This is a genomic window from Pseudomonas fluorescens (assembly GCF_001648775.1).
Taxonomy (GTDB): Bacteria; Pseudomonadota; Gammaproteobacteria; order Pseudomonadales; family Pseudomonadaceae; genus Aquipseudomonas; species Aquipseudomonas fluorescens_M.
Genome location: NZ_LVEJ01000001.1, coordinates 1 through 16,651 on the forward strand (window position 1 = coordinate 1; position 16,651 = coordinate 16,651).

Sequence of the window (16,651 nt, forward strand, 5' to 3'; positions counted from 1 at the left end):
GTAACCATTTCATTAGTTGGAATGCATATCCATGTGGGAGCGAGCCTGCTCGCGAATAGGCCATCGGCAACACCCAATAATCAGACCGAGACAAAGAAGAACGAAGCAATCAACCCCATCCCCACAAACCACACCAGCGACCGCAAGATCGCCCAGTCCGCCAGATAGCAAATGATGTACAGCAGGCGACTGGTGATAAACAGCACTGCCAGCACATTGACCGTCACCAGCTCCGCCGTGCCCACCAGGTGCGCAACGATCACTGCCGCCGCAAATGCCGGCGTCACTTCAAAACTGTTCATCTGCGCTGCATGCGCACGCCTCGCCACCCCGTTGAGACTTTCGAGAAAGTCGCGCGGATCATGGTTGTCACTCAGCCGGTAGCCGCCCACGGCTTTCGCCACGCCAGTGCAGATATACGGCAGAAAAATTGCGATTAACACACACCACAGAGCCACCGTCATAACGCCGTCCTTTTTTCGAGTTATAGAATTCGCGAGCGGTCAGAACTTCATCACCAGCATGCCGATCAGCACCAGCCCACAGGCTAAGAGCCGCGGGCGGCCGAAAGGTTCTTTCAAGTAGCGCATACCGAATAGCACCACCAGAATCACGCTGATCTCACGTAACGCTGCCGCTTCGGCAATCGAGCCCAGCTGCATCGCCCACAGCACCAGAGCGTAGCTGGCCAACACGCAGACGCCCACCGCCAGGCCCAGCCTCCATTGCTCACGCCAGAACAGCATGAACGCCGGACGCTTGGCGACCGACGCCAGCAAGGGAAACGGCCAGGCACTGAGCAGCGTGACCCAGACCAGGTAATCGAGCGGATGCGACCAGCGCCGCAGTGCCTGGCCATCAATGTAGGTGTAGCAACCGATGCACAGGCCGATCAGCGCCACCACCGGCAGCATCGACCACGGCAAGTGCTTGCCACCGCCGCCCTGCCACAGCAGGCAAACCATGCCCAACGGAATCAGCATGATGCCGAATATCTGCTGGGGGGTGAGCACTTCACCGGCGAAGATCAGGGTCAGCGCCAGCACTACCAGCGGCGACAAACCGCGCATCAGTGGATAAACCAGACCGAGATCGCCGACCCGATACGCCTGAATCAGCAGGTAGCGATACAGCAATTCAAACGCTGCCGACGCGAGAATCCATGGCCAGATTTCCATGGGCGGCAGGCTCACGAATGGCAACGCGATGGCGACGACCAGCAGCGCCACGCTGTCCATGCACGCCACCACCAGCAACCGTTCGGCGCTGAACTTGATTAACGTATTCCACGTCGCATGCAACAGCGCCGCCATCAATACCAAAGCTGTCGCCAGCACGTTCCACTCCTTATTGTTGTTAGCGAGCCAATTAGTCAGATTATTGATTCTCGATGTGTCAGCAGCTGTTTATACTGCAAGCGACCACGCCGCACTCAGTTGCGCACAGAAAAATACCAATAATTCCTGCCTGCACCGGCCTCTATCGAGATCGGTCGTCGGCCTGCGTATGCCTGATCAAAGCGTCAAGACTACCGACAGAGACCTTGCGCATGCCACTCGCCTTGCTTGCCCTCGCTGTTGCCGCATTCGGCATCGGCACAACCGAATTCGTCATCATGGGCTTGTTGCCCGACGTCGCCCGTGACCTCGCCGTGAGCATTCCTCACGCAGGTCTGTTGATCACCGGTTACGCGTTGGGCGTGGTGTTCGGCGCGCCGATCCTGGCGATCGGCACCGCGAACATGCCGCGCAAAGCGACGTTGCTGGGCATGACGCTGATGTTCATCCTCGGCAATATCCTCTGCGCCCTCGCCCCGAATTACGCGACGTTGATGGCTGCTCGCGTGGTCACCGCGCTGTGTCACGGCGCGTTCTTCGGCATTGGCTCGGTGGTTGCCGCCGGGCTGGTCGCGCCGAACAAACGCGCACAGGCGATTGCCATGATGTTTACCGGCCTGACGCTGGCCAATGTCCTCGGCGTGCCATTGGGCACGGCGCTCGGGCAATACGCCGGTTGGCGCTCGACCTTCTGGGCAGTGTCGGTGATTGGCGTGATCGCGGCGCTCGCGCAGTGGTTATGGCTGCCAAAACACATCCCGATGGACAAGGCCAATCTCGCCAGCGAATTCAAAGTGCTGGGCAAGGTCAATGTGCTGTTGGCGTTGGGCATGAGTGTATTGGCGTCCACCAGCCTGTTCAGCGTGTTCACTTACATCGCGCCGATCCTGCAGGACATCACCGGTGTCAGCCCGCACGGCGTGACCGTGATGTTGCTGCTGTTCGGCGTCGGCCTGACCGGTGGCAGCATGCTCGGCGGGCGCTTGGCTGATAGCCGTTTGCTGCCGTCGCTGGTCGGTGTGGCCCTGGCGGTGGTGGTGATTCTGGCGGCGTTCAGTCAGACCAGTCGTTCGGTGGTGCCGGCGGCGATCACGCTGGTGCTGTGGGGGATTTTTGCTTTTGCGCTATGCCCGATTCTGCAACTGCTGATCATCGATCAGGCCCATGAAGCACCGAACCTTGGCTCGACGTTGAACCAGAGCGCGTTCAATCTCGGTAACGCGGCGGGGGCGTGGATTGGCGGGCTGGTGGTTGCCAGTGGTGCGGATCTGGCGGACTTGCCGTGGACGGGGGCGCTGGTTGGTGTACTGACGGTGCTGACGGCGCTGTTTTTCATCTATCTGCAACGTCGCGAAGCGGCTGCGGTCAATGTGTCCGGCTGATACGTGTTGTGCCAGACAGAGCCCTCACCCTAGCCCTCTCCCAGAGGGAGAGGGGACTGAACGGGGGATATTTAAGAGATACGCCGACGTGAACCCGCTTTGCTGAATCCATAATCGATAAGGTCTTCCAGGTCGATGCATGCCACAAGACAATAAGGTCGGCTCCCTCTCCCTCCGGGAGAGGGCTGGGGTGAGGGAAGCTTGTGCCCTCAGTCGTTCTCGGCCCATCCAATCCCTGCACCAAAGATTCGGTGCGCTATCTTTCACCCCTCATCCAAAGGACCCCGGATGCTTGAACTTGTCGCCGCTTTCATCTGCCTCACCACCCTCCTCACCTTCGTCAACTTCCGCTTCATCGGCCTGCCGCCGACCATCGGCGTAATGGTCACCGCACTGCTGTTCTCTCTGCTGTTGCAAGGCCTGAGCGTGCTCGGCTATCCCGGTCTCGAAGAACGCGTGCAACAACTGATCGGCCAGATCGACTTCGGCGATCTGCTGATGAACTGGATGCTGTCGTTCCTGCTGTTCGCCGGCGCCTTGCACGTCAACCTGAATGACCTGCGCAGCTACCGCTGGCCCATCGGCCTGCTGGCGACCTTCGGCGTATTGATTGCCACCACGGTGATCGGCAGCCTCGCCTATTACATTTTTGCCTTGTTCGGCTGGCACGTGAGTTTCCTCTACTGCCTGTTGTTCGGCGCATTGATTTCGCCGACCGACCCAATTGCCGTGCTCGGCGTGTTGCGGACCGCCAACGCCTCGAAGCCGCTGAAAACCACCATCGTCGGCGAGTCGTTGTTCAACGACGGCACAGCTGTTGTGGTGTTCACCGTATTGCTGGGCATCGCCCAACTTGGCGAAACCCCGACCGTCAGCGCCACGGCGATGTTGTTTGTTCATGAAGCCATCGGCGGTGTGTTGTTCGGCGGGCTGATCGGTTATCTGGTCTATCGGATGATCAAGAGCGTCGAACAGCATCAGATCACCGTGATGCTGACCCTGGCGCTGGTCATCGGCGGTTCGGCGATGGCCACGGAGATTCATGTTTCAGCGCCGATCGCGATGGTCGTCGCCGGTCTGATCATCGGCAACGTCGGGCGTAACCTGGCGATGAATGACATGACCCGCCGCTACCTCGACGGCTTCTGGGAATTGCTCGATGACATGCTCAACGCGCTGCTGTTCGCGCTGATCGGCATGGAGTTGTTGCTGCTGCCCTTCAACTGGCTGCACATGGCCGCGGCAGGTTTGCTGGCGGTGGCGATTCTGCTGTCGCGTCTGCTCACTGTAGCGCCAGCGATTCTGCTGCTGCGCCGCTGGCGGACAGTGCCGGCCGGCACCATCCGGATTTTGACCTGGGGCGGCTTGCGCGGCGGTGTTTCGGTGGCACTGGCGCTGGCCCTGCCGCTGGGCCCGGAGCGCGATCTGCTGCTGAGCATCACTTACATCGTGGTGCTGTCGTCGATCCTGTTGCAGGGTCTGACCATCGGCAAACTGGTCAAGCACGCGACTCGCAATGAGCCCGCAACCGTGACTGAACCAGCGCATCACTGATCATTTTTTGATCTCTCGCGGATCAGGTTTCTCGGCCTGATCCGCAGACTCTTTCGGCGCCCCGCTCTCGCTGCGGATCTGCGCATGACTGATCAGCGCGAAGATAAAGCTGCCGCCAATGATGTTCCCTGCCAGCGTCGGCCCCGCGAAGACCATCCAGAAATCACTCCACGGCAACTCGCCGGCGAACACCAGATACGACACCTCGGCCGAACCGACGACGATGTGGGTGAAATCGCCGAGCGCCATGAGGTAGGTGATGAGAATGATGATCCACATCTTCGCGCTCTCCATGGACGGAATCATCCAGACCATGGTGGCGATCATCCAGCCAGACACGATGCCTTTGGCGAACATCTGGCTGGCATGGTTTTCCATGACCTTGCGACCGATTTCGAGGAAGGCATGGTCAGTCTTGGTGTCGAAGATCGGCAGTTCGAGCATCACGTACGCGACCAGAATCGTGCCGCACAGGTTGCCGACCAGCACCACTGTCCACAGGCGGATCAGCCGGCCGAAGTTTTGCAGGGTCGGCTTGGTCATGACCGGCAGCACTGCAGTCAGGGTGTTTTCAGTAAACAGTTGCTGACGGGCGAGGATCACCGCGAGAAAACCTGCGCAGTAGCCGAAGCTGGCGATCACTTTGAATTCGTCGCCCTCAGGCAGACGCGAATTCAGCAAACCCATGCCCATCAATGACAGGCCCATGGTCAGCCCCGCCGCCAGCGCCGACCACCAGAGCGCGGCGATGCTGCGCTCCAGTTCCTGATCGCCTTGTGAGCGGATGATTTCATGCAGGACGGCCGCGCGGGGCGGCTGGCTCTTCTCGACTTCGTGCTGTTCTTTGGCCGAGAGGTCGGGGGTTTTGCCGTCAGTGGGAGTGGTCATGGCGTGGGAACCGTGGGGGGGTGGTGTTTACCTACGACCCCGGCGGTTCATGGCTGTTCAGTGGCCAGGTCAATCTACGGTGACAGGACCACCGCTTTCGCGAGCAGGCTCGCTCCCACAGGTACAGCGTGATCCTTGTGGGAGCGAGCCTGCTCGCGAAGAAAGCGCCGCTGATGTCACTTGGTAACTAATTCATCTTCCTGAAACTGGTCTTTCACATATTTGATTTCAGTGCGACCGTGCGGCGCCGGCAAACCGTCTTCGCCGAGGTTCACAAACACCATCTTCTCAACCGTCAGAATGCTCTTGCGGGTAATCTTGTTGCGCACTTCGCAGGTCAGGGTGATCGAGGTGCGGCCGAACTCGGTGGCGGTGATGCCCAGTTCGATGATGTCGCCCTGGCGCGAGGCGCTGACGAAGTTGATCTCGGAAATGTACTTGGTCACCACGCGCTGATTGCCCAACTGCACGATGGCGTAAATCGCCGCTTCCTCGTCGATCCAGCGCAGCAGGCTGCCGCCGAACAGGGTGCCGTTGGGGTTGAGGTCTTCGGGTTTTACCCATTTGCGGGTGTGGAAATTCATCTTCACTCCTGAGTGTCTTGCCGAACGATGGACGGTATCTTGGCAGACTGAGCGGTCAGGCTCCATGCGGCTTCGACTATGGTCGTCATTAACGATCTTCATCTGGCCGACAGAAACCCTTTGGAAGATCAGTCTAGACGGCTATAATCGCCCCCGTTTCAAAACGGTCATCTTCAATTGATACCGTTTTCCCGCCACCTGTCCGAGGGGCGCTGCAGCAGGTTCAACCTGTCAGGCTCGGATGGGGCGTTGACCGGCCACGGCCGGACACTAAACGCACAACGGCGCCCATTCGCATACATTACGAATGGAGGCTCTTCATGAGCGCTGTTATCACGCCTGCAGATTTTAACGATTACAAAGTTGCCGACATGTCCCTGGCTGCCTGGGGCCGTCGCGAAACCATCATCGCCGAATCGGAAATGCCGGCTCTGATGGGTCTGCGTCGCAAGTACTCCGGCGAGCAGCCGTTGAAAGGCGCCAAGATCCTCGGCTGCATCCACATGACCATTCAGACTGCCGTGCTGATCGAAACCCTGGTTGCCCTGGGTGCCGAAGTACGCTGGTCGTCGTGCAACATTTTCTCCACTCAGGATCAGGCTGCTGCCGCTATCGCTGCTGCCGGCATCCCGGTTTTCGCCTGGAAAGGCGAAACTGAAGAAGAGTACGAGTGGTGCCTGGAGCAGACCATCCTCAAGGATGGCGCGCCATGGGATGCCAACATGATCCTCGACGACGGCGGCGACCTGACTCAGCTGCTGCACGACAAGTACCCACAAGTACTGGACCGCGTTCACGGCGTGACCGAAGAAACCACCACCGGCGTACACCGTCTGCTGGACATGCTGGCCAAGGGCGAACTGCGCATCCCGGCCATCAACGTCAACGACTCGGTGACCAAGTCCAAGAACGACAACAAGTACGGCTGCCGTCACAGCCTGAACGACGCAATCAAGCGCGGTACCGACCACCTGCTGTCCGGCAAGCAAGCGCTGGTCATCGGTTACGGTGACGTGGGCAAGGGTTCGGCTCAGTCCCTGCGTCAGGAAGGCATGATCGTCAAGGTTTCCGAAGTTGACCCGATCTGCGCCATGCAAGCGTGCATGGACGGTTTCGAACTGGTGTCGCCGTTCATCGACGGGATCAACGACGGTTCCGAAGCAAGCATCGACAAAGCGCTGCTGGGCAAGATCGACCTGATCGTGACCACCACCGGTAACGTCAATGTTTGCGACTCGAACATGCTCAAAGCTCTGAAGAAGCGCGCTGTTGTCTGCAACATCGGTCACTTCGACAACGAAATCGACACCGCTTTCATGCGCAAGAACTGGGCATGGGAAGAAGTGAAGCCACAGGTACACAAGATCCACCGTACCGGCCCGGGCGCTTTCGACGCGCAAAACGATGACTACCTGATCCTGCTGGCCGAAGGCCGTCTGGTCAACCTGGGCAACGCCACTGGTCACCCAAGCCGCATCATGGACGGCTCGTTCGCCAACCAGGTGCTGGCGCAGATCTTCCTGTTCGGCCAGAAGTACGCCGACCTGTCGCCAGCCCAGAAAGCCGAGCGCCTGACCGTTGAAGTACTGCCGAAGAAACTCGACGAAGAAGTGGCTCTGGAAATGGTTCGCGGCTTCGGCGGCGTGGTCACCCAACTGACCAAGCAACAGGCTGACTACATCGGCGTCACCGTCGAAGGCCCGTTCAAGCCGCACGCTTACCGCTACTAACAGGCGCTGACTGCTCGCTTTCCCTGTGGGAGCGAGCCTGCTCGCGAAGGCGGCGTATCATTCAACATCCGTGTTGTCTGACCCAGCGCTTTCGCGAGCAGGCTCGCTCCCACACGGGATTGCAGCGCCTCGAAGGTTCTTGTTTCCAAGGGTATGACCATGTCCCAAGACCGTCGCTACAGCTTCGAGTTCTTCCCGACCAAGACCGATGCTGGGCATGAAAAACTGCTCGCCACTGCCCGTCAGCTGGCCACTTATAACCCCGACTTCTTTTCCTGCACCTATGGCGCTGGTGGTTCGACCCGTGATCGCACCCTCAACACCGTTCTGCAACTGGAAAGCGAAGTCAAAGTACCGGCCGCACCGCACCTGTCGTGCGTCGGCGACAGCAAGGACGACTTGCGCGGCCTGCTGAACGAGTACAAGGCGGCCGGCATCAAGCGCATCGTTGCGCTGCGTGGCGACCTGCCGTCCGGCATGGGCATGACCAGCGGTGAGCTGCGTCACGCCAATGAACTGGTGGAATTCATTCGTGAAGAAACCGGTGATCACTTCCACATCGAAGTCGCCGCTTACCCGGAGATGCATCCGCAAGCGCGCAACTACGAAGACGATCTGGCCAACTTCGTGCGCAAAGCCAAGGCTGGCGCCGACAGCGCAATCACCCAGTATTTCTTCAACGCCGACAGCTATTTCTACTTCGTCGACCGTTTGCAGGCACAGGGTGTCGATCTGCCGATCGTCCCGGGGATCATGCCGATCACAAACTACAGCAAACTCGCGCGCTTCTCCGATGCCTGCGGTGCGGAAATCCCGCGCTGGATCCGCAAGCAACTGGAAGCCTACGGCGACGACACACAAAGCATTCAGCGCTTTGGCGAGCAAGTCGTCAGCGAGATGTGCGAACGCCTGTTGCAGGGCGGCGCACCGGGGCTGCATTTTTATTCCATGAACCAGGCTGAACCTAGTCTGGCGATCTGGAATAACCTGAAGTTGCCGCGCTAAAAACTGCTGACGCTGTACCCAAAAGATCGCAGCCTCAACTGCGATCTTTTGCTTTTAACCCCCGAAACAGAGCTTGTGCCGGCACTTTCTGGCTCTTTCGCGTTTCTCGTCGTAATCTCAAGCCATGCCTTTGATCACGCAGTTATTCGCCGTGCTGGTTTTTGCTTGCCTGAGCTTCGCCGCTCGGGGCGAGAAGCTGCGTATTGTCACCGAGCCATGGGCGCCTTACGTGTATGAAGAAGGCGGCAAGAACCTCGGCCTGGACTACGAAACCACCGCCATCGTGTTCAAACGTCTGGGCATCGAGGTCGAATGGCAATTCCTGCCGTGGAAGCGCTGCCTGTCGATGCTCGAAACCGGTCAGGCCGACGGTGCGCTGGATATTTTTCACAGCGATGAACGCGACGCCACCCTGCTTTACCCGATCGAGCCGCTGTCGGACGTCGAGTTTGTGATGTTCTACGCCAACGACCGGCCGCACCCGTTCCGCCAACTCGAAGAGCTCAAAGGCCTGACCATCGGCACCTCGCCGGGTTATCTGTACAGCCCCGACTTTAGCGACTCGACGCTGTTTACCCGTGAACCGGCACCGACCCACGAAGCCAACTTTGGCAAACTGGTGCGCGGCCGCATCGACTTGCTGATCACCGATCGCCGCGTCGGTCAGCATTTGCTCGATGAATTGAATATTCGCGATCAGATCACTGAAAACCCCTCGGTCATTAGCCGCCAGAGCCAGTTTCTCGCAGTTCGACGCAATGCCGGCATGGATTTGCTGGTGCAGCGTTTCGGCGCCGAGCTCAAGCGATTCAAGCGTGAACCCGCGTATGCAGAGTTGAGCGCCCGCTATGGCGCCGCGCCCGCCAGCAGCCCCTCGATGGATTCAGCCACCGCCAGCGGCAAAACCGTTGAGCAGCAGGAAAGCGGCGCGCAGTGATTGCTCTGTTATACTCCGGCGTTCCCGCCAGGCTCACGCCCGGACGCCCGGAACCGTAACAGGCCTCTCGACCCGCTACAGCGCAGCTTTGCAGCCCGCGCGAGCGCTCCAGACGTGCCTTCGGAACCGCAGCAGGACCGGACGGGATTGCGTCCTCTTAAACGTGATTCGCGCCAGGCAAGACTCCCATTGGGCCAAGCCCTAACTAAAACAGGATTACTCATGTCCTTTGCTTCCCTCGGTCTCTCCGAGGCTTTAGTCCGCGCCATCGAAGATGCGGGCTATACCGAGCCTACTCCGGTGCAACAGCGGGCCATTCCCGCCGTGTTGCAAGGTCGCGACCTGATGGTTGCGGCACAGACAGGTACCGGTAAAACCGGCGGTTTCGCCCTTCCGATCCTGGAGCGGTTGTTCCCCAACGGTCACCCGGACAAATCCCAGCGTCATGGCCCGCGCCAACCGCGCGTACTGGTCCTGACCCCGACCCGCGAACTCGCGGCCCAGGTTCACGAGAGCTTCAAGATCTACGCCCGTGACCTGAAATTCGTCAGCGCCTGCATCTTCGGCGGCGTCGGCATGAACCCACAGGTTCAGGCCATGTCCCGTGGTGTTGACGTACTCGTCGCCTGCCCGGGTCGTTTGCTCGATCTGTGCGGCCAGGGCAGCGTTGACCTGTCCCATGTGGAAATCCTCGTCCTCGACGAAGCTGACCGCATGCTCGACATGGGTTTCGTGCACGACGTGAAGAAAGTCCTCGCGCGCCTGCCGTCCAAGCGTCAGAACCTGCTGTTCTCGGCGACGTTCTCCAAGGACATCACCGACCTCGCCGGCAAGCTGCTGCACAACCCGGAACGCATCGAAGTGACGCCGCCGAACACCACGGTCGAGCGCATCGAACAACGCGTCTTCCGTCTGCCGGCCAGCCACAAGCGTGCGCTGCTGGCGCACCTGATCACCGCCGGCGCGTGGGAACAGGTACTGGTGTTCACCCGTACCAAGCACGGCGCCAACCGTCTGGCCGAGTACCTGGACAAACACGGCCTACCGGCTGTGGCGATCCACGGCAACAAGAGCCAGAACGCTCGCACCAAAGCGCTGGCCGACTTCAAGGCCAACCAGGTACGCATTCTGGTAGCGACCGACATCGCCGCACGCGGTCTGGACATCGATCAGTTGCCACATGTGGTCAACTTCGAACTGCCGAACGTCGATGAAGATTACGTGCACCGTATCGGCCGTACTGGCCGTGCCGGTCGTTCGGGCGAGGCGATCTCGCTGGTCGCGCCGGACGAAGAAAAACTGCTGAAAAGCATCGAACGCATGACCAAGCAGAAAATCGCCGATGGCGACCTGATGGGCTTCGATTCGAGCACCATTGAAGCCGAGAAGCCGGAAGTGCGTGAGCGTCCGGACGTGCGTAACCCGCGCAACCCACGTGGCCCACGCGGCGACGGCCCGAATGGCGGCGGTGGCGGCGGCGGTCGTAAAGACAAAGGCAAAGACAAGGGCAAGGAAAAACCGGCCGGTGAACGTGGCGAGCGTCCTGCCCGTCAGCAGAAGCCGCGCGAAGGCACCCCGGCCCGCGAACAGCGCCCGAGTCAACCGCCACGTGCGGCGGCTGATCGTGCGCCGGACGAGTTCCTCGACGACGATGTAGATAACTTCGGTAACCGCGTTGACTACGTACCGAAGCCTGCTCCTGCCGGCGGCCGTGGTCGTCGTCCAGGCGCACCGGCTCAGGGCGCAGGCGCAGGTTCGGGCGCACCACGAGGCGGTCAGTCGCAGGGTCGTCAGAATGGTCCGCGCAACAGCAACGGCTCGAGCACCGGCACCCCGCCAGCCAAACGCAGCGGCGGCCCGCGCAACGGCGCACCGCGTGATGGTCAGTCGGGTCGTCGCGACGATTCCGCCTCGTCCTCGCGCAACCGCCGTCCAGCCCGTGACGATCAGCCTCGCAGCGAGCCAGCCGTGCAGAACCCGCGCAGCAACGGCCCGAAGATCATGCACAAGGAATCGAAAGCCGACCGCTTCCCGACGCCTGAGCAGCTCGATCAACTGCCAAGCCGCCCGCGTGGCGAAAAACCAGCGCTGCTGACTCGCAATCGCTGAGTTGACGCCGCCATAAAGGATGCCCCGCCTCGCAAGAGCCGGGGCATTTTTTTGCCGCCGCGAATCTCTGCATCACCACAATCCCCCTGTGGGAGCGAGCTTGCTCGCGAAAGCGTCGGATCAATCGAGACCTCTGGTGAATGACACACCGCATTCGCGAGCAAGCTCGCTCCCACAGTGGATATGCGGTGATCTCAAGTCATGAGACGGGCAATAAAAAAACGCCCCCGGTCTTTCGACCGGGGGCGTTTTTATGTGGCGGACGAAAGTTATTTAACTTTCACGCCTTCCAGCGAGATGTCCAGATCCGCAGTTTGCGAGGTAGGACCTGGGCCCTTGATCCCGAAATCGTTCAGGTTGAGGGTGGTGGTGGCGTTGAAGCCAGCACGCTCGCCGCCCCATGGATCCTTGCCTTCGCCGTTGAACGTAGCCTTGAAGGTTACTGGCTTGGTCACGCCGTGCAGGGTCAGGTCGCCGGTCACGTCAGCGGTCTTTTCACCGGTCGACTTAACAGCGGTGGAGACGAACTTGGCATCAGCAAACTTGCCGACATCCAGGAAGTCTTTGCTGGCGATGTGCTTGTCACGTTCAGCGTGGTTCGACCACAGGCTGGCGGTTTTCACATCAACAGCGATCTTGCTGGCTTCAGGCTTGGCCGAATCCCACGAGAACGTACCGTCGAAATCTTTGAAAGTACCGTGGATGAAGCTGTAACCCAGGTGGCTGATTTTCCAGTCAACGAAGGCGTGCTGGCCTTCCTTGTCGATTTTGTAGTCCGCAGCCATGGCCTGACCAGCCGAGAGCAGTGCAGAACCGATTGCCAGAGCGGCCAGAGTCTTTTTCAACATGCTTTCTTTTCCTTTGAGTCGAGGTTGAATTTCAGGCTTTGCGACCGAGCATTCGCTTCAGGGTCGCATCACGATCGATAAAGTGGTGCTTCAATGCTGCCAACGCATGGAGGCCGGAAAAAATTACCAGCGCCCACGCCAGCCAGAGATGAATCACCCCAGCGGTATCTGCCTGATCCGGTAGCCCGGAAACCAGTGCAGGAACTTCAAACAGGCCAAACACCGGGATCCCGACACCGTCTGCGGTGGAAATCAGGTAACCGGCAAGCATCACAGCGAACAGCGCCAGATACAGAAACCCGTGGCCGAACTTGGCGCCGATACGGGTCATGCGGCTGTAGCTTTGCAGCGTCGGCGGCGGTGGGCTGATAAAACGCCACAGCACCCGCAACACCATCACACCCAACAGCACCAGACCGATGCTCTTGTGCAGATCCGGCGCCTCTTTGCGCCAGCTGCTGTAGTAATCCAGCCCGACCATCCACAGGCCCAGCGCGAACAGCCCGAAGACCACCAGCGCTACACCCCAGTGCATGAAGATGCTGACCCAACCATAGCGCGAAGAAGAGTTACGTAGCTGCATTGCCCAAATCCTGTGAGAACTGCGAACCAAGACTAGCGAGTTATCTATCGAATTAAAGCGGAAAATTTCGCTTTGAAATATCGAGAAATACGATCAAGAGTTTGAAAGTGGCTTGTTAAGGAAAGATTAAAGGGAAAAGTGTGGCGGGATGTTGTTGCCAGGCAATGGATTTGCATTGTCTGAGCCTGCTCGCGATAGCGGTCTTACAGGCAAAAAAAAGCGCGGCATAAACGCCGCGCTTCTTCATTCACCGCAAGGCTTACTGCGCCTTGGTATCGGTCGTTGCCGCCGGAGCTGCTGCGGGCTTGGCCGCAGGTTTGGCCGCTGGCTTCTTCGCCGGCTCAGCCTTCTTCGCCGCCGGTTTCGCCGCAGGCTTTTTCGCCTCGGTTTTAGCTGCAGGCTTCTTAGCCACAGGCTTGGCCGCCGCTTTCTTCGCCGGTTCAGCTTTCACTGGTGCCGCAGGCTTCGGCGCTTCCACCGGAGCTGGCGCAACTGCCGGGGTCGGCGCAGGCGCTGGAGCAACCGGAGCAGGAGCCGGCTCTGGCGCCTTCACAGGCTCAGGTTTCTTCTCGTCATCCGAACCACCGAACAGGTTGCTGAAGAAGTTGCCCTTCTTCGCCGCCACGGCACCCGCCGCGCCTGCCGCTGCAGCGGCCGGGACCACTTTCGCCGGTTCAAACGATTTGCCCGCTGCCAGATCTTCAACCTGACTGGCTGCACGCTGACCAGTGCGCAGTGCGCCTTCCAGGGTGCCCGGGTACAAGGTATCGGTGTGTTCGCCAGCGAACGTCACGCGTTGCAGCGGACGTTCCCACAGGCGCCAGAACTTGCTGATCTGGCCCGGGCCGTAAGCCAGATACGCGCCGCCCATCGACGGGTCGGTGCTGTAGCGACGGATTTCATAACCGGTGAACGAGCCACGGGCCTGTGGATAAAACGCGTGCAGGCGGATCAGCACCTGATCGACCATCTGCTTGTCGCCGAACGCCTGCATCACGCGGGCGTTGTCGCCGGACAGGTTGATCACCACGTTGGCGCCGCCCTTCAGGGCTGGCTCGATCCACAACATCCCGAGACCTGCGTTGCTGTAGATCTCGCCGGACATGCGCGCCTTGCTCTCCCACACCGGCGTCTTGAACTTCAGCATGATCTGGTCGCGCCAGCCGTAGTTGGTGCCTTTGATCGCGGCCAGATGCTGGGCATCCAGTGCCGGCGTCAAAGCAATCTTGTTCAGCGCACGCAATGGCACGGCCAGCACCACGTAGTCAGCCTGATAGCCAACGCTGCCGACCTTGACGGTCACGCCGTCCTTGTCTTGATTGATCGCCGATACCGGCGAGTTGGTCTTGATGGTTTTGATCTGTTTAACGAACGCCTGCGCCAGCACCTGGCTGCCGCCGACCAGACGCGAAGCGCGCAGGTCACGGTCGGAGATGCCGCGATAGACGCGGTTCTGCTGAGCGAAGTACAACAGGGACAGACGCGAAGGTTCGTCGTAGTGAGTGCGGATGTCCTGGTTGATCAACTGACGCGCGGTGGCTGGCAGGTTCTGCTTGTCGAGCCAGCTCGACACGTTGATCTGATCCAGCGCGTGCAGCGTGCTGGTCGCCGCCGGGTTCTGCGGGTCGTCGATCGAACGCGCCAGATCGTCGAGGGTTTTCTGGTAGCGCTTCAAGGCATCGGCGGTGGCCGGTTGCTTGGTCGCCAGATCAGCGGCGGAGAAGTACTCGCCGTCGATCAGGTAGCCCGGGGTACGCACAAATTCCGGCGCGGGCGTGGTACCGAGCTTGAAGGTCGAGACGTACTTGTTCAGCACCGGCTGCGTCTTGTCGTTGCCGATCCACTCGCTGGTGGCCATGCCCGAGCGCCCGCCCAGGCTCGGCTTGGCTTCCAGCAGCGTGACCTGCCAGCCTTTGTTTTGCAGCTCATAAGCAGCGGTCAGGCCCGAGAGGCCGCCGCCGATCACGATTGCAGTTTTATCCTTGGCCAGCGCTGTAACGCTGAACAGCCCCAACATCACCAGCGCACAGGCGCGCAGCCAACCGACAGACATTCAGCGAACTCCGGAAATACACGTAGGAAAAAGCAGTTTTGCGGGTCAGACGACCCAAAGAACCGCGAAGAATACGTTAGCCATCAAAACGCCGCCAGCGACGTCTATCGGCTCATACAAAGTAGCTCAATCGACACAATGGGTTGTCCCCGCGCGACGCATTGCATAGGCTTGCGCGATTGTTTGCCCGCGCCTGTCGCGAGCCGCCTCGAGGAGACTGTAAATGGGCCTGAATAACCAGTGGATGCAACGCGACCTCGCGGTGTTGTGGCATCCCTGCACCCAGATGAAAGACCACGAACAGCTGCCGCTGATCCCGATCAAGCGCGGTGAAGGCGTCTGGCTCGAAGACTTCGAAGGCAAGCGCTACCTCGACGCTGTCAGCTCGTGGTGGGTCAACGTGTTCGGCCATGCCAACCCGCGCATCAACCAGCGCATCAAGGATCAGGTCGATCAACTGGAGCACGTGATTCTCGCCGGTTTCAGCCATCAACCGGTGATCGAGCTGTCCGAGCGTCTGGTGAAGATGACGCCGCAAGGCCTGAACCGGGTGTTCTACGCCGATAACGGTTCGTCCTGCATCGAAGTCGCGCTGAAAATGAGCTTTCATTACTGGCTCAATCGCGGCCAGCCAAACAAGAAACGCTTCGTCACCCTGACCAACAGCTACCACGGCGAAACCATGGCGGCGATGGCGGTCGGCGACGTGCCGCTGTTCACCGAAACCTACAAAGCGCTGCTGATGGACACCATCAAGGTGCCGAGCCCGGATTGCTACGGGCGCCCCGAAGGCATGAGCTGGGAAGAGCATTCGCGCAACATGTTCACGGCCATGGAACAGACACTGGCAGAGAACCAAGACAGCGTCGCGGCAGTGATCGTCGAGCCGCTGATTCAGGGCGCTGGCGGCATGCGCATGTATCACCCGGTGTATCTGAAGCTACTGCGCGAGTCCTGCGACCGTTATGGCGTGCATTTGATCCTTGATGAAATCGCCGTTGGTTTCGGCCGCACCGGGACGATGTTTGCCTGCGAACAGGCCGGCATTCGCCCGGATTTCCTTTGCCTGTCGAAAGCCCTGACCGGCGGCTACCTGCCGCTGGCCGCGTGCCTGACCACAGACGAGGTCTACAGCGCGTTCTACGACGACTATCCGACCTTGCGCGCCTTCCTCCATTCGCACAGCTACACCGGCAACCCGCTGGCGTGCGCGGCGGCACTGGCGACGCTGGATATCTTCGAGCAGGACAACGTCATCGAGAACAACAAGGCGCTGGCCCAGCGCATGGCCTCGGCGACAGCGCATCTGGTCGATCACCCGAACGTGTCGGAAGTGCGCCAGACCGGCATGGTGCTGGCCATCGAGATGGTCAAGGATAAAGCCACGAAAGAGGCCTACCCTTGGCAGGAACGACGCGGTTTGAAGGTGTTCCAGCATGCGCTGGAGCGTGGCGCGCTGCTGCGCCCGCTGGGCAGCGTGGTGTATTTCCTGCCGCCGTACGTGATCACCCCGGAGCAGATCGACTTCCTCGCCGAAGTCGCCAGCGAAGGCATCGATATCGCTACGCGTGACAGCGTCAGCGTGGCCGTGCCGAAAGACTTCCACCCGGGCTTCCGCGATCCAGGCTGATTCAAAATTTG

General features: G+C 60.0%; 14 protein-coding genes and 1 riboswitch. Of the genes, 7 read left to right on the forward strand and 7 right to left on the reverse strand.

Annotated features, from left to right (window positions below; translation table 11 throughout):
- Positions 1-80: 80 nt before the first annotated feature.
- Together A8O26_RS00005 and A8O26_RS00010 are read right to left on the reverse strand one after the other, a co-directional pair.
- Positions 81-464 (reverse strand): MAPEG family protein, encoded by a 384-nt coding sequence (locus tag A8O26_RS00005; RefSeq protein ID WP_008081053.1) that lies wholly within the window; start codon positions 462-464, stop codon positions 81-83.
- Positions 465-503: 39 nt separating this feature from the next.
- A complete protein-coding gene (locus tag A8O26_RS00010) occupies positions 504-1,337 on the reverse strand; it encodes an EamA family transporter (RefSeq protein ID WP_064116237.1) in 834 nt (277 codons plus the stop codon).
- Positions 1,338-1,549: 212 nt separating this feature from the next.
- Here A8O26_RS00010 and A8O26_RS00015 point away from each other — a divergent pair, with 212 nt between their 5' ends.
- Together A8O26_RS00015 and A8O26_RS00020 are read left to right on the forward strand one after the other, a co-directional pair.
- On the forward strand, positions 1,550-2,719 hold the full coding sequence (locus A8O26_RS00015; protein WP_064116238.1) for an MFS transporter: 1,170 nt from the start codon (positions 1,550-1,552) through the stop codon (positions 2,717-2,719).
- A gap of 288 nt (positions 2,720-3,007) precedes the next feature.
- Complete coding sequence (locus tag A8O26_RS00020; RefSeq protein WP_064116239.1) at positions 3,008-4,273, forward strand: cation:proton antiporter; 1,266 nt, start codon at positions 3,008-3,010, stop codon at positions 4,271-4,273.
- Here the strand turns inward: A8O26_RS00020 and A8O26_RS00025 are convergent, their stop codons facing one another.
- Complete coding sequence (locus A8O26_RS00025) at positions 4,274-5,161, reverse strand: formate/nitrite transporter family protein (protein WP_064116240.1); 888 nt, start codon at positions 5,159-5,161, stop codon at positions 4,274-4,276.
- A 176-nt stretch (positions 5,162-5,337) separates the two neighbouring features.
- Positions 5,338-5,745, reverse strand: a complete 408-nt coding sequence (locus A8O26_RS00030; protein WP_016984776.1) for an acyl-CoA thioesterase — start codon at positions 5,743-5,745, stop codon at positions 5,338-5,340.
- A gap of 198 nt (positions 5,746-5,943) precedes the next feature.
- Positions 5,944-6,042, forward strand: a riboswitch (S-adenosyl-L-homocysteine riboswitch).
- A 23-nt stretch (positions 6,043-6,065) separates the two neighbouring features.
- Between A8O26_RS00030 and ahcY the strand changes: the two genes are divergently transcribed.
- The 4 genes from ahcY (at position 6,066) to A8O26_RS00050 (ending at position 11,526) form a co-directional block, all read left to right on the forward strand.
- A complete protein-coding gene (ahcY, locus tag A8O26_RS00035; RefSeq protein WP_064116241.1) occupies positions 6,066-7,475 on the forward strand; it encodes an adenosylhomocysteinase in 1,410 nt (469 codons plus the stop codon).
- A gap of 159 nt (positions 7,476-7,634) precedes the next feature.
- On the forward strand, positions 7,635-8,480 hold the full coding sequence (gene metF, locus A8O26_RS00040) for a methylenetetrahydrofolate reductase [NAD(P)H] (protein WP_053124662.1): 846 nt from the start codon (positions 7,635-7,637) through the stop codon (positions 8,478-8,480).
- A 124-nt stretch (positions 8,481-8,604) separates the two neighbouring features.
- Positions 8,605-9,417 (forward strand): substrate-binding periplasmic protein, encoded by an 813-nt coding sequence (locus tag A8O26_RS00045; RefSeq protein ID WP_064116242.1) that lies wholly within the window; start codon positions 8,605-8,607, stop codon positions 9,415-9,417.
- 222 nt (positions 9,418-9,639) lie between these two features.
- Positions 9,640-11,526, forward strand: a complete 1,887-nt coding sequence (locus tag A8O26_RS00050) for a DEAD/DEAH box helicase (protein WP_034153634.1) — start codon at positions 9,640-9,642, stop codon at positions 11,524-11,526.
- Between the two features lie 269 nt (positions 11,527-11,795).
- Here A8O26_RS00050 and A8O26_RS00055 read toward each other — a convergent pair whose 3' ends face one another.
- From A8O26_RS00055 to A8O26_RS00065, 3 genes are all read right to left on the reverse strand, one after another.
- The gene (locus tag A8O26_RS00055) at positions 11,796-12,374 is read right to left on the reverse strand and encodes a YceI family protein (protein WP_064116243.1); all 579 of its coding nucleotides are present in this window, start codon (positions 12,372-12,374) and stop codon (positions 11,796-11,798) included.
- Between the two features lie 31 nt (positions 12,375-12,405).
- Complete coding sequence (locus A8O26_RS00060; RefSeq protein WP_034153635.1) at positions 12,406-12,957, reverse strand: cytochrome b; 552 nt, start codon at positions 12,955-12,957, stop codon at positions 12,406-12,408.
- 259 nt (positions 12,958-13,216) lie between these two features.
- Positions 13,217-15,010, reverse strand: a complete 1,794-nt coding sequence (locus A8O26_RS00065; protein ID WP_064116244.1) for a flavin monoamine oxidase family protein — start codon at positions 15,008-15,010, stop codon at positions 13,217-13,219.
- A gap of 223 nt (positions 15,011-15,233) precedes the next feature.
- Between A8O26_RS00065 and A8O26_RS00070 the strand changes: the two genes are divergently transcribed.
- Complete coding sequence (locus A8O26_RS00070) at positions 15,234-16,640, forward strand: adenosylmethionine--8-amino-7-oxononanoate transaminase (RefSeq protein ID WP_064116245.1); 1,407 nt, start codon at positions 15,234-15,236, stop codon at positions 16,638-16,640.
- The last annotated feature ends 11 nt before the right edge of the window (positions 16,641-16,651 follow it).